At 59.3% G+C, this 13,377-nt stretch carries 14 protein-coding genes and 1 tRNA gene; 5 read left to right on the top strand and 10 right to left on the bottom strand.

Annotation, left to right across the window (positions count from 1 at the left end):
• Nucleotides 1-200: 200 nt before the first annotated feature.
• Nucleotides 201-989: a hypothetical protein gene (locus HQL98_04480; protein ID MBF0271324.1), complete on the top strand. Its 789-nt coding sequence runs from the start codon at nucleotides 201-203 to the stop codon at nucleotides 987-989.
• 337 nt (nucleotides 990-1,326) lie between these two features.
• Entirely contained in the window at nucleotides 1,327-1,467 is a 141-nt protein-coding gene (locus tag HQL98_04475; protein ID MBF0271323.1) for a hypothetical protein, read from the top strand.
• A 170-nt stretch (nucleotides 1,468-1,637) separates the two neighbouring features.
• On the opposite strand, the gene HQL98_04470 is transcribed toward HQL98_04475, so the two are convergent.
• The 5 genes from HQL98_04470 to tsaD all read right to left on the bottom strand — a co-directional run bounded on the left by HQL98_04470 (nucleotide 1,638) and on the right by tsaD (nucleotide 7,474).
• Complete coding sequence (locus HQL98_04470; GenBank protein MBF0271322.1) at nucleotides 1,638-3,857, bottom strand: SLC26A/SulP transporter family protein; 2,220 nt, start codon at nucleotides 3,855-3,857, stop codon at nucleotides 1,638-1,640.
• Nucleotides 3,858-3,875: 18 nt separating this feature from the next.
• On the bottom strand, nucleotides 3,876-4,778 hold the full coding sequence (gene rimK, locus HQL98_04465) for a 30S ribosomal protein S6--L-glutamate ligase (protein MBF0271321.1): 903 nt from the start codon (nucleotides 4,776-4,778) through the stop codon (nucleotides 3,876-3,878).
• On the bottom strand, nucleotides 4,775-5,257 hold the full coding sequence (locus HQL98_04460) for an ATP-dependent zinc protease (GenBank protein ID MBF0271320.1): 483 nt from the start codon (nucleotides 5,255-5,257) through the stop codon (nucleotides 4,775-4,777). Before HQL98_04460 ends, rimK begins: the two co-directional genes overlap by 4 nt.
• A gap of 6 nt (nucleotides 5,258-5,263) precedes the next feature.
• The gene (locus HQL98_04455) at nucleotides 5,264-6,286 is read right to left on the bottom strand and encodes an NAD(P)-dependent glycerol-3-phosphate dehydrogenase (GenBank protein ID MBF0271319.1); all 1,023 of its coding nucleotides are present in this window, start codon (nucleotides 6,284-6,286) and stop codon (nucleotides 5,264-5,266) included.
• 102 nt (nucleotides 6,287-6,388) lie between these two features.
• Entirely contained in the window at nucleotides 6,389-7,474 is a 1,086-nt protein-coding gene (gene tsaD / locus HQL98_04450; protein MBF0271318.1) for a tRNA (adenosine(37)-N6)-threonylcarbamoyltransferase complex transferase subunit TsaD, read from the bottom strand.
• 97 nt (nucleotides 7,475-7,571) lie between these two features.
• Between tsaD and hemC the strand changes: the two genes are divergently transcribed.
• Nucleotides 7,572-8,492 carry a hydroxymethylbilane synthase gene (gene hemC, locus HQL98_04445; GenBank protein ID MBF0271317.1) on the top strand — a complete coding sequence of 307 codons (921 nt, stop codon included), beginning with the start codon at nucleotides 7,572-7,574 and terminating at the stop codon, nucleotides 8,490-8,492.
• Between the two features lie 153 nt (nucleotides 8,493-8,645).
• A complete protein-coding gene (locus HQL98_04440; GenBank protein ID MBF0271316.1) occupies nucleotides 8,646-10,046 on the top strand; it encodes a DEAD/DEAH box helicase in 1,401 nt (466 codons plus the stop codon).
• 202 nt (nucleotides 10,047-10,248) lie between these two features.
• Here HQL98_04440 and HQL98_04435 read toward each other — a convergent pair whose 3' ends face one another.
• The 3 genes from HQL98_04435 to HQL98_04425 form a co-directional block, all read right to left on the bottom strand.
• Nucleotides 10,249-11,313 carry a HAMP domain-containing histidine kinase gene (locus HQL98_04435; protein ID MBF0271315.1) on the bottom strand — a complete coding sequence of 355 codons (1,065 nt, stop codon included), beginning with the start codon at nucleotides 11,311-11,313 and terminating at the stop codon, nucleotides 10,249-10,251.
• A 39-nt stretch (nucleotides 11,314-11,352) separates the two neighbouring features.
• On the bottom strand, nucleotides 11,353-11,550 hold the full coding sequence (locus HQL98_04430) for a hypothetical protein (protein MBF0271314.1): 198 nt from the start codon (nucleotides 11,548-11,550) through the stop codon (nucleotides 11,353-11,355).
• Nucleotides 11,551-11,719: 169 nt separating this feature from the next.
• Nucleotides 11,720-11,796 (bottom strand) — tRNA-Arg (locus HQL98_04425).
• 242 nt (nucleotides 11,797-12,038) lie between these two features.
• On the opposite strand from HQL98_04425, the gene trxA reads away from it, so the two are divergent.
• A complete protein-coding gene (gene trxA, locus HQL98_04420; GenBank protein MBF0271313.1) occupies nucleotides 12,039-12,365 on the top strand; it encodes a thioredoxin TrxA in 327 nt (108 codons plus the stop codon).
• Nucleotides 12,366-12,384: 19 nt separating this feature from the next.
• On the opposite strand, the gene HQL98_04415 is transcribed toward trxA, so the two are convergent.
• Complete coding sequence (locus HQL98_04415) at nucleotides 12,385-12,732, bottom strand: DUF167 domain-containing protein (protein ID MBF0271312.1); 348 nt, start codon at nucleotides 12,730-12,732, stop codon at nucleotides 12,385-12,387.
• 7 nt (nucleotides 12,733-12,739) lie between these two features.
• A complete protein-coding gene (locus HQL98_04410; GenBank protein ID MBF0271311.1) occupies nucleotides 12,740-13,351 on the bottom strand; it encodes a YggT family protein in 612 nt (203 codons plus the stop codon).
• Nucleotides 13,352-13,377 lie beyond the last annotated feature (26 nt).

Raw genomic sequence — 13,377 nt, 5'->3', positions numbered from 1 at the left:
AAGTCGCTTCGCGGAACGGATCATGACTGTGGCTGCCACCTGTCGCCAACAGAAACGCAATGTCCTCGAATTCCTGATGCAGGCAATCCATGCGAATTTGCGAGGTCAAACTGCCCCTTCTCTCCTGCCCAGGTAGGCTGTTTTGATGCTTCAGACCGCCTGAAGCGTTTTACTGGGCTGAACGGTTACATCATGATTACATGGTGGGTCGTCACACCAAAGTGGCCGGTTATCATAATAATTTTCTTGTTTATATGTACAGCTATATAGAATCCGGGTTTCCGGTGTTCGGCATCTTGAAAGCGCATGAACACGCGGTCGCCATTGTGGGTCATGGTCCGTTGCAACCGGATTGGTTGAGCCTCTGCACCCAGGATGAATGCATCTCGTCGTTTCAATTGATCAATTCCTTGGTGGTGAATGACGACAATAATTTTCCTTACAAGCTCCTCGGACCGGTCAAGGAGCCTGATGAAAAATATGCGATGGATGCCATCAACGGCTTTCTGGTGCCTTTGCCCGAAAAGATCTTCCTGTCAGCCGAGCGGGTGGATGGGTACATGAACCAGATTTTCACCAATCTGGATCTGAACTGGTTCGGACTGGATCTCTCCTTTTTGAAGGGGAGAACGCGCATCGTTCGGTATTTTATAGCGACATCCTATTCTTATAAATCATTTCTGTGTCGGATGAGGGCATCCATCAAAGCACGGATGGTCAATCCTGTCTTTCTGATGGATATGCCCAAATATATTTGGATTGTCGAAGTCAGTGATGCGCAATCGTATGGAAAACAGGAGTGTCTGCTGCGGTTTGTGCTGGACGCCACTGCAAGCGACAAACATGCCTATCCTTTTTTTATGGTGCATGATCGATCTGAAGTGGTTGTTTTTGACCGTTCCCAGCCGAAGATTGTCACGTTGCGGATTAAACTGGATGGGGAACCGTTTACAATGCCTATGTACACCCATAACCTGAATGGGATATAGTGTTTTCAAGAATGGGGTGTTGGATTTTTTTCACTCTTTTCTTGTTTTGCGTAGTGTGCGTCATGACTGCCCAGGACGTCATGTGCGGGATCGTGAGTTCCCGCGAGCGAGACCACTCCGGGTTGGTACCGGCAAGGATGGGACCGGCAGGGCAATGGACGTGGTCACTCTTGAATTGGTGCTGATGTTGCTAACCGTGGAATAAACTGTCGGGCTTGTTCGTTTTTTTGCCCGGTGTCAAAATTTTGTTATTGTTTGTGTGGAGAGGTCCATGTCAATACCCAACTTTTCTGATCCAAGCAGCTTGATGTCTCAATTGGGACCAGAGTGGGAGATCGTGAGCGATGACAGGATCCAGGCGGGCCAGGACTTCTTTGAATCGAAAGTGCTGCCGATCATGGATCAGTTGGATGAAGAGTCGATCAAGGGGTATCAGGAGTTCGCTTTTGTGACGCTCAAGCAATTCTGTCCGGCTTGAAGAGGAATACGCCCGCCCGGCACAAAACAGCCCCGGTTTGACCGGCTGGCGTGTCTGAAAGTCGACAGGGGGCGTTTTTGTGGCAGGGAGTTCAAGGGGCGATTGTTTCCGGATCGCCCATCGGGCAGCGCCGATGGGCGATCGTTGCTGGTGTGTCGTCCGGTATCGAATTACATCTCCTTCAACGCCAGCAATTCGGCGTTGGTGTAGCGCAGTCGGTGGGAGAGGGCGCGGGCGAGGCGGCTGAAAAAGTGGTAGCCCAGATCCGGATGGCTTTTGGCCAGTTCCTCGAAGCGTTTGCGGGAGATGACGTACAGATCCGTCGGGGTGTCCACCAGAGCGTCCGAGGAGCGGCGGCCATAATCCAGAAAAGCCATGTCGCCGAAGAAGTGCCCCCGTCCAAAGACCGCCAACGTCAGGCTTTTGCCGTCTTGCAACGACAACATCATGCGCACCTGGCCCCGGCGGATCAGGTAGAGTTCATCGCCTTCGTCCCCACGATTGAACACCTTGTCACCGGCGTTGAGGCTTCTTTCTTCGGCGGATGAGGCGAGGGTTGCGGTGCTTTCTTCGTTGAGCAGATTCCGCAACAAGGGGATGTCGCTCCAGTTCAACAGTCGTTCCTCTCCGGATTTGATCTTGCGGTTTTCGTCGATCAACCAATCTTCGATCCACTCCATGGCCGCGTCCAGTTCCGGGAAGAGGCGGATGTTGTCCCCATGGGTCAGCAGGCCGGTTTGTTCAAAGTAGGCACCCAGATCCAGTCCCGTGGGCAGGGAGACGGGCAGTTCGCTGAAGATCAGGTAGGCTTCCCGTTCTTTCAACATGGCGCCGATCTGGGTCAGCATGCGAATGCCGGTGAAATCCACCGATTGAACGTGACGCATGTCCATGATCAGGAATCGGCAGGTCTTGATGTCGGCCTCCAGGCTGGTGAAGAGCTGGTCTGTGGTGCCGAAGAAGAGGTTGCCTTGCAACTCCACGATGGTGGTCACCTGACCGTTGGCGGCCAGGATCTCTTTTTCTTCCAGCAGACGGATGCGTTTGGAGGAGACTTGATCCCCATGGCGTCGCCGTCTGACCACCGAGGTGCGCACCTGATCCCGCAGGAAGAGAATCACGGCGAAGCCGATTCCGGCCCCGGCGGCGGCGATCAGGTTGAACCCGACCGCCACCACCACCACCGCGGCGATGACAAAGAAATCCAGGATCATGGTACGCTGTTTGAGCATGGTGAAGCTGTGCCAGTCGAACATGCGGTAGGCCACCACCATGAGGATTCCCGCCAGGGCGGCGATGGGCACCCAGCCGATCAGACGGGCGAAAAGCAGCAGCACCACCAGGGAGAAGACCCCTTCCAGCAGTCCGGAAAGCTGGGTCTGACCGCCACTGTTGACGCTCACCAGGGTGGCGCCCATGGTACCGGCGCCGGGCATGCCGCCCACCACGGCGGTCAACACGTTGCCCACGCCCTGACCGATCAGGGTACGGTTGGAGTCGTGCCGGGAGCGGGTCAGGGCATCCACCACCACACAGGTTTTCAAGGTGTCGATGGACAGGAGTACCGCCAGGGTCAAGGCCGGAACCAGTATGGCCACCAGATCCTTGATGCCCATTTTGCCGACCGCGTTCCAACGGTCTTCCATGCCCCGTGTCATGGCGGTGAAATCCACGTCGATGGGGCCGATCAGCAGTTTGTTGCCCGCCAGTTGATAGAGTTCCGGATGGCCCAGTCCGATGAGAAAATAGGTGGTCATGCCGGCGATCAGTCCGATGATGGGGGCCGGAACGATTTTGGTGAGTCGGGGAGCCTGGCTCATGCCGATGATGGTGGCGATGCCCACCACGATACCGGTCCATTGCCACAAGGAGGGGTCGAACAGTCCTTGCATGGGGGTGGTGCCTTTGGGCCAGCCGAGGAGTTTGGGCACCTGACTTAAGAAAATCAGCACACCCACGCCGCTCAGATAACCGGAGACCACCGGGTAGGGGATGAACTTGATTACCTTGCCGCCTCCGAGAACCCCGAAGAGGATCTGGAGTATGCCGGAGAGCAGTCCCACCACAGCCAGCAGCAACAGCACCTGTTCCGGGGTGACGGAGGACGCGGCCTGGGTTCCGGCCAGCAGTTCCACGGTGAGGGCGGAAAGCACCGCCGCCGCCGGGGCGCACGGCGCGGTGATCAGACGGGGTGCGCCGCCGATGGCCGGGGCGATCAGTCCCAGCACGACGGTGCCCATGACTCCGGCCATGGCCCCGACCCCCAGATAGCTGCTCCCCAGAGGGGTGAAACTCACCACCCCATAGGCGATGGCGGAGGGCAGGGCCACCAGCATGGCCGCCAATCCTCCCCAGATGTCTCCGGCGATTTTGTGTGATGTTGTGGACATGGTATCCGGTCCTTGAGTTTAGGTGGTGGTGTTGATTTTTTTTGTTTTATTTTGTTTTTGTTCGAGAAAATGGATGATCTTTCCGGCCACGTCCGTGCCGGTGGCCTTTTCCAGCCCTTCGAGACCGGGGGAGGAGTTGATTTCCATCACCAGCGGACCCCGATCCGAGCGCAGCATGTCCACCCCTGCCACATTCAGCCCCATGAGTCTGACAGCCCGCACTGCGGTTTGTCGTTCCTGCGGGGTGATGCGGACCGAGGTGGCCTGACCCCCCCGATGGAGATTCGAGCGAAAATCGCCTTCATTGCCTTGGCGTTTCATGGCGGCCACCACCCGTTCCCCGATCACCAGACAGCGTATATCGGCGGAGGCGGCCTCCTTGATGTACTCCTGGACTAAAATGTTGGCGTCCATGCCGCGAAAGGCTTCGATCATGCTTTTGGCCGAGCGGTGGGTTTCGGCCAGCACCACGCCGATTCCCTGGGTGCCTTCCAGCAGTTTGATCACCACCGGCGCGCCGCCCACCATCTGGATCAGATCGTCGGTGAACTGGGTGGCATGGGCGAATCCGGTGACCGGCAGTCCGACTCCGGCTCCGGCCAACAGTTGCAGACAGCGCAGCTTGTCTCGCGACTTGGCGATGGATTCGCTGCTGTTGAGGGGATAGACTCCCATCATTTCAAACTGGTGCAGCACCGCCAGACCGTAAAAGGTGATGGAGGCGCCGATGCGCGGGATCACCGAGTCGAAGCCGTTCAGCACCTTGCCGCCGTAGCGCACCGTGGGTTGATTGGAGGAGATGTTCATATAGACTTTCAAGGTGTCGATGATCTCCACCTCGTGTCCCCGACTCCGTGCCGCCTCCACGAGCCGCTTGTGGGAATAAAGCTCGGGATTTCTGGCCAGAATGGCGATTCTCATCTTTCCTCCGTCTTGTTCCGGGATACCAGGAACGACCGTCCGGGATCCACCAGAAATGTGCGTCCAATGGCCGTGCGTCCCACCAGCATGCGAAAGCCCATGGGTGCCCGGTCGGTCAAGGTGATCTCCACGTCGAGTTCCCGCCCGCCCAAGATCATGCGGGTCAGGATCACGAAGCGGTGTTCGGAGTGGCCGCCGGAGTTGACCACCGCCCGGTTGTCCACCAGCGGCGCTTCGCACAGGAGTTCCGGTTTGCTGGTGCGTTGCATCGGATGCAGGCGAAAGCGTACCAGATGGATCCCGTCCCGGGTGATGAGGAAGGGGTCCAGGGCGTGCAGGGCCGAGGTGCGAGCACCGGTATCGATTTTGGTCTTGATCCGTTCCACCCCCAGCTCAGGCAGACTGACCCACTCCCGCCAGCCGATCACCGGGCGTGTCCGGGTGTGGGTGCCTCCCGGTTTGGCGAGTTTGGTTTTCATGGGATTTTAAAGGTCCGGTGGGTTGTGTTCGGGTTTCAGATCCCGTTCCATCAGCTCCCGGACCGCGTCCAGGGGGGTGAGTCCTTCGTGCAGAATGCCGAATACCGCACGGGTGATGGGCATGTCGATGGCCAGTTTCATGGCCAGCCGATGGGCGCCTTCGGCGGTGCGCACGCCTTCGGCGATTTCGTGGCTGCCTTTCTGGATCGCCTCCAGGCTCTCCCCTTTGCCCAGGCGCACCCCCACGGTGCGGTTGCGGGAGAGGTCCGAGGTGGCGGTGAGCAGCAGATCCCCCAGTCCCGACAGTCCGGAGAAGGTCTCCGGTCTGGCGCCGAGTTGCAGGCCCAGCCGCAGCATTTCGTTCAGACCGCGGGTGATGAGCGCCGCCCGGGCGCTGTGACCCATGCCCAGTCCGTCGCAGATGCCCGCCGCCAGGGCGATGACGTTTTTCAAGGCGCCTCCCAGTTCCAGTCCCACCACATCGTCTGTGGAGTAGGTGCGAAACCAAGTGGTGTGAAACAGTTTTTGTATCCGTTCCACCCGTTCGAAGTCGATGCCGGCAATGGACACCGCCGCCGGAAGACGCATGATGGTGTCCCGGGCGAAGGAGGGACCGGAGAGAAAACAGCTTTTTTCCCCGAGGGTTTTTCCGAGGATTTCGATGTGAATGTCGGAAAGCAGGGTCATGGTGGCCGCCTCCACCCCCTTGCTCGCGGAGACGAACAGGGTTTCCGGTGTCACCACCTCCCGAATGGCGTTGAGTACCCCACGGGTGAACTGGGTCGGCACCACCATGACCAGAATGGCATGATCGCGGGCGGTCTGGGTCAGGTCGGTGGTGGCCACGATGTTGGGGGGCAGGGGGAACTCTTTCAGGAAAAAGGGGTTGTGGTGGATGCGGTTGATCCCTTCCGCCACTTCCGGCTCATGGCACCACAGGGTGACTTCCGGAAGCTTGCTGGCCAGTACCGTAGCCAGAGCCGTGCCCCAGGAACCGGCGCCGATGATCGCTGTTTTGGATGTCTGCATGGTGGATGTCTGGTTCGTGGATAAAGGGTTGAGTTGTAAAAGGATGATTGAAGAGAGTAAATTGATTGTATTGATGAAAAAAAAGAAGAGGAAAGAGAAAAGTCAAAGTCCTGGGGGATGAATCCCCCAGACCCCTTCTTTTTTTTCAATGATTTTTTCCACGGGCCAACGTGCCCGTACATTCAATTCCCATCCATCCCGCTGACCGGCCTCCAGACGCCGCAATCCGGCCAGAGCGATCATCGCCCCGTTGTCGGTACACAAAGACAGCGGGGGGAAATAGACCTGGATTCCCGTCTTTTCGGCGCGCTCCCGCAACAGTTCCCGCAGACGTTGATTGGCCCCCACGCCACCCGCCACCACCAGACGTTTTTCTCCGGTCTGCCGACAGGCGGCCAGGGATTTGCTGACCAGCACATCCACGATGGCCTCTTGATACGACGCCGCCACGTCCCGCCGCCAGGATTCTTCTTGCATCCGTTCCGGATGTTGCCCCAGAAACGTGCGCAGGGAGGTCTTCAGACCCGAAAAGGAGAAATCCAACTGTTCCCGTCCCGGCATGGCCCGGGGAAACGGCATCGCCTGACGGTCGCCACCCAGGGCGAGGGTGGCGATGGCCGGCCCACCGGGATAACCCAATCCCAGCAAGCGCGCCCCCTTGTCGAAGGCTTCGCCCACCGCGTCATCCCGGGTGCGACCCAGGGGGTGATAGTCTCCGAACGCCCGGGCGTGCAACAGCAGGGTGTGACCGCCGGAGACCAGTAGAGCCACGAAAGGAAAATCCATGTCGCCGGCGTTCGGGTCCAGGAAGGGACTCATCAGATGGCCTTCCATGTGATGCACCCCCACCAGGGGACACTCCAGAGCCAACGCCAGGCCTTTGGCCGCGGCCATGCCGGTCAGCAGACCGCCGATCAGACCCGGTCCGGCGGTCACGGCCACGCAGTCGATCTGTCGGGGGGAGAGTCCCGCTTGTTGAAACGCCTGGGCGATCACCGGTTGAATGTTGCGGATGTGGGCGCGACTGGCCAACTCCGGCACCACCCCGCCGTAACGGGCATGCACCTCCACCTGACCATGCACCACATTGGCATGCAGGATGGGTCGGGCCAAGAGATCCCCTGACGTCAGTTCCACCACGGCGGCGGCGGTTTCGTCACAACTGCTTTCGATGCCCAAAGCCCGCATGGTCCTTGTCCTCAAGGGGGGTTTCGTGTCATGGTGTACACAGGATACTCTCTTTTTGATCCTTCCACCATCGGGTTTGAAACGTCAGAGTCAGCGCATGAAGACAATCATCAAGATCGGCACACGGGGTAGCGCCTTGGCCCTTTGGCAGGCCCGCTGGGTCCAGTCCCGGCTTCAGGCGGCCCATCCTGGCTTGCAGGCGGAATTGGTCATCATCAAGACCCGGGGGGATGTGATCCTCGATGTGCCTTTGGCCAAGGTGGGAGGCAAGGGACTGTTCGTCAAGGAACTGGAAGAAGCCCTGCTGGATGGCCGGGTCGATCTGGCGGTCCACTCCATGAAGGATGTGCCGGCGGAATTTCCTGCCGGTCTGGGGGTCTCCGTGATCCTGGAACGGGAAGATCCCCGGGATGTGTTGCTTTCGGTGCGTTATGCCGGGTTGGCGGAGTTGCCCCAGGGGGCGTGCGTGGGTTCGTCGTCTCTGCGAAGACAGTGCCAGTTGTTGCATCTGCGACCGGATTTGCGCATCGAATCGTTGCGGGGCAATGTCAACACCCGCATCGCCAAGCTCGAAGTGGGTCAGTTTGACGCCATCGTGCTGGCCGCAGCCGGAGTCAAGCGGTTGGGATTGATCGAACGGGTGGTGGAGTATTTCGCTCCGGATCAGGTCATTCCCGCCAATGGTCAGGGGGCGGTGGGCATCGAGGCCCGGGTGGACGACGTGGAGACCCATCGTCTGCTTATGCCTTTGAATCATGGGGAGACCCGCATGGCCGTGAGGGCGGAACGGGCTTTCCTCCATGAGTTGGAAGGGGGCTGTCAGGTTCCCATCGCCGGCTATGCCCGGCTGGAAGCGGGACAACTGGTGATGGCGGGTCGGGTCGGCTCCCTGGATGGTCGGGAGTTGATCACCCTGGAGCGTCACGGCCTGCCCGAAGAGCCGGAAATCCTCGGACGCGCCCTGGCCCGGGAACTGCTCGCCTTGGGTGCGGATCGGCTGTTGGCCTTGGCGATTTGACCTGTCGGTCATTTATGCGTGGCTTTGTTGTCGGTTATTCATTGACAATGTCAGCCGGAACCCGCATTGTCGGTCATCGGACGCGCATCAAGTTCATCGGGTTGCCGGGGCGTTCGGCATAGGCTCGGCACCCGGTTTGCTAAAAGGCGTAACGTGACCGGTTTTTCCTCGTTTGATCTGCTTCCCCCCATCCTGGCCGCCATTGAAGAGGCAGGATACACCACCCCGACCCCCATTCAGGAACAGGCCATCCCCCATCTTCGCGATGGACGGGATCTGCTCGGCATCGCCCAGACCGGCACCGGCAAGACCGCCGCGTTCGCGTTGCCGATTCTGGATCGTCTGGCCCGTCGTCGGGTCCGGCCCGGCTCCGGGCAGGCCCGTGCCCTGATCCTGACCCCGACCCGTGAACTGGCCGCCCAGATCGACGCCAGTTTCGCCACCTACGGTCGTCGTTTGAATTTGAGCCGCGCCGTGGTTTACGGCGGTGTGGGACAATATCCCCAGGTCAAAAGCATGGGACGGGGCGTGGATATCCTCACCGCCACCCCCGGACGACTGCTGGATCTGATGAATCAGGGATTCGTCAAGCTGGACCGTCTGGAGATTTTTGTCCTCGACGAAGCGGACCGTATGCTCGACATGGGGTTCATCCACGATATTCGTATGGTGATCAGCCATTTGCCGGTGGAGCGTCAGACTTTGCTCTTTTCCGCCACCATGCCCAAGGAGATCGCCCATTTGGCCCAGGGGCTGTTGAGCGATCCGGAGCGTGTCGAGACCACGCCTTCCGCCACCACCGCCGAACGGGTGGAGCAGAAGGTCTATTTCGTGGAGAAAGGAGACAAGCGGGCCGCGTTGATTCATTTGTTGCGTCAGGAGAACCTGACCCGGGCCCTGGTTTTCACCCGCACCAAGCACGGTGCCGACAAGGTGGTGCTGGATCTCGAAAAACACGCCATCGAGGCGGACGCCATTCATGGCAACAAGTCCCAGGGTGCCCGTGAGCGGGCTTTGAGCCGGTTTCGTAGCGGGGAGTCCCGGGTGCTGGTGGCCACGGATATCGCCGCCCGGGGTATCGATGTGACCGGCATCAGCCATGTGATCAATTTTGATCTGCCCAACGAGCCGGAAAGTTACGTCCATCGCATTGGACGCACCGCCCGCGCCGGACGTGAAGGGGTGGCCATCTCGTTGTGCGATGCCACGGAAGTGGCGTTTCTGCGGGCCATCGAAAAGATCATCCGCATTCCGATTCCGGTGGAGACCCAACATCCCCACCATTCCGAGGTGGCCGCCACGGCCCGTGCCATTGCGGCGGCTCCGGTGCAGCCCCAGAACCGGTATGCCCGTTCGTCCCGACCCTCCCGTCCGCCTCGGGAACCGGGTACCCAGGAACGCAGCCAGCGTCCCCGGGTCCGCTCCGATCAGCCATCCGCCGCCTCTCCCGCCGCCCAACGGAGCGCCAAACCCCGTTCGGCCCCTCAGTCGTCCGCCGGTCACGCCCCGTCGTCCGCCCGTCCCCCCATGTCCAGACGCAAACGGGTGGATTGATCCCGATTGCTTGAAAATATAACGCGCCAAGAGCTTTCCTGAAAAGCGCGTCAAGGCAAAACCCTGGGAGATGAATCTCCCAGGCCCTCTCTTTTTTTCAATGGTGGAAAATCGACGGGTCCAGGGCGATCATCGACCTGGCGGGGTGTGGGATGAAGCCTCACGGTGTGCCGTGTGTTGTCTGCCGGCAAGTGCCCTGGTATCAATCCAGGTGGGGCAGTTGGACGTGAATCTCGGTGCTCTCCTCATCCGGGGTGGTCATGCGGATGGTGCCCCGATGGGCCTCGACGATGAGACGGGCCGAATAGGTTCCCAGACCCGTACCCGATGGTTTGCCCCAGGTAACATACTTGTCGAAGAAAGTGCTCCGGATGAGAATCGGTACCGCGCCGGGATTGCGGATGATCAGGTGGATGCCGGTGGGGTCGATGGTCAGCCTCACCCGGATGACGCTGCCGTTCGGGGCCGCCTCCATGGCGTTGTTGAGCAGGTTGTCCAGCATGCTTTGAATCAGATGACGCTCTCCTCGTGGTTTGGGAGATGGGGGAGTGACCGTGATCGCGGAGGTGACCTCCAACTGTTGGTGGCGGTGGTTGAGCTGTTCTTTTTGTTGCCGGTTCCACAGGGCGATCATGGCGATCAGATCCAGTTCTTCCGGTTCGATGAGCAGGGCGCCCCGTTCCAGCGCGGCAAAACGGGTATTGGTGGTGATGATGTCCAGTGCGCGTCGGGTGGATTCCGCGCACAGACGCAGCAGTTCGTGTTGTTCTTCCCGGGATTCCAGAGTCAGCAGCAGGTTGCACATGTTGTGGCTGTTGCCGACATGATTGCGCAGATCGTGCAACATCATGCCCATGGCCCGCTCCCGGGAGATTTCCAACATTTTGTGACTGGTGATGTTGCGGTGGATCACCAGCAGATGTTTTTGATTTTCCCAGTCACACGGTTGCAGGGTGGCTTCGAACCAACGGTGTTCCCGGGGGGCGTGGCAGGAATAAGAGAGAGTCTGGGGCTGATGTTGCCGACCGTCGAGACATTCCCGCAGTGACCGGGCCATGATGCTGGCCTCCCAGAGCTGGCTGTTGCGGTTGACCGCACGGGTACAGATATCCAGGTAGTTGCAGCCGAGATAATCCCCAAAGCCTCCGTTCTGGTTTGAAAAGGTGCGCCAGGCCGGATTGACCGCCACAATCACGCCGGAGGCATCCAGAATGGCCCAGTGTATGCCGGATGTGGTTTCGATGATTTCTTGTACGGTGTTGCGCATCGTCGGTCTCGTCCTTGTGCGGCGCCGATGGAATCCTCTTTAAAGAACAGGATCCGGTTCAGTTTTCTTTTTTGCGCTTTTTTCCCTGAAATGCAATTGCATGATGAGCCATAACGCGAACATGGAGATCGCCGCGAAGCTCAACGACACATCCCAGGCATCGGTGTCGTACCCGGCGCCACTCAGAAAAGAAATGACCAGGGCGAAGAGATGCAGGATCCACAAATAATATTTCATCGGTACGCATCCTGGGGTGGGCGGATGGTTTTGTACCTGTGGCGCGCCAGGGTATTCGGCATCGGGAATGGGTTCTCCCTGGACAAGAGTTTGCTTCAGAACCATGGGGTGGAGGGCTGAAACAAAAAAACGGCCACCTTTGAGAGTGGCCGTGCATTCTGGCTTGAATTGGTACGCGGTATTGGATTCGAACCAACGACCTTTGGCTTCGGAGGCCAACGCTCTATCCAGCTGAGCTAACCGCGCACGGTCATCGTCAAGAAGAAAGGCAAGCATACGTCATTCCGGGGTGGTCTGTCAAAGGGGGATGTCGGCATGGCCGGGATTGTTGTGATCGTTTCTGCCGGCATGGCATGTGGATGCGGTTGACTTTTGACCGTTTGAGCTTTAGCTTATATACGTCTTCCGGAAGGTGCAACGGGGGAGTGATCCCGCTTGTGCGCTCCGGAATTTTTTTAGCCCGAAACCCGTAAGGAGCCATCCGCGTCATGAGCGAGAATATTTTGCAAACCTCCGACGCCGCTTTCGAGCGCGACGTTTTGCAAGCCAATATGCCGATTCTGGTTGACTTCTGGGCCGACTGGTGCGGTCCGTGCAAACAGATCGCCCCCTTCCTGGAGGAGTTGGCCGAGGAGTACAAAGGTCGCATGTTGGTCGCCAAGCTCAACATTGACCACAATCCCAGCACTCCCGGTCGTTATGGCGTGCGTGGCATTCCCACCCTCATGATTTTCAAGGATGGTCAGATTCAGGCCACCAAGATCGGTGCTTTGCCCAAGTCCAAGCTGTTCGCCTGGGTGGACGAGTCGCTGTAAGCGTCAGCCGCAGCCGTTTTCAGTGGCGTTTGTTGTGAGTCGGGTTCGCTTCCATCCGGTTTTCGGGAGGAGGCGAACCCAGTTTTTCGGCCCAGGCCGTCACCTTGGCCGGATCCGGTGTGGTGACCCGTACCACCTTGTTGCGCGTCCGTTCTCCCTGCACGATCCTGACCCGACCCACCGCCACATCCAGTTCCCTGGCCAGAAATTTTGGCAGAGCCGCGTTGGCCGCGCCTTCCACCGGAGGGGCGGTCAGGGCCACCAGCACTTGGCCATCCCGGACCCCCATCCACCGTTCCCGGGAGGCCCGTGGTTGCACCCGCACGGTGACGATCAGATCCGTTCCATCCCAGCGCAGGCCGGACACGTCCCTCTTATCCGTGTATCATCAGGGAAGGGGCGGCCAATCCCAGCATCAGTTCCTGAAGGATCGACAGCAGGATCCACAGCAGCAGCGCAGCCGCCATCGGGGTGATGTCCATGCCCGACACTGTGGGTACCCAGCGTCGCAGGGGGCGCAAGGCGGGTTCCGTGGCCTGGAAGATAAAGCGGATCCACGGTTTGCGCAGATCGATGCCTGGTGGTTTGCCCTGGCGGAAGGTGTGCCAGGAGTGGAAATGAAAACCGCCCCGGGCCACCAGCAATAGCAGATAAAAGGTCAGCACCAGGTGGATTAGACCCACCAGTTCCGCCAGCAGTGAGGCGATGGCGCCCCCCCCTCCACCGTGAAATACCGTCAGCGCGATCCGTTGGATGACGTGTACCCCCAGCAGGGCCACCAGCGGGGAGAGATCGAGTCCCGCCATGGGGGGAATCACGCGGCGCAGCGGTGCCAGCACCGGCTCCGTGGCACGGAGCAGAAACTGCACGATGGGGTTGTACGGGTCGGGATTGACCCAGGAAAGCAATACCCGTCCCAGGATCAGCCAGGAGTAAATTTCCAGCACAAAATTCAACAAGGCGCCGATGGAACCCGTGATGCCCATGATGATGCACTCTCCTTGCAGTGGAA

The organism is Magnetococcales bacterium (genome assembly GCA_015231755.1).
GTDB lineage: Bacteria > Pseudomonadota > Magnetococcia > Magnetococcales > Magnetaquicoccaceae > Magnetaquiglobus.
This window is presented reverse-complemented; position numbering and strand designations above follow the sequence as displayed.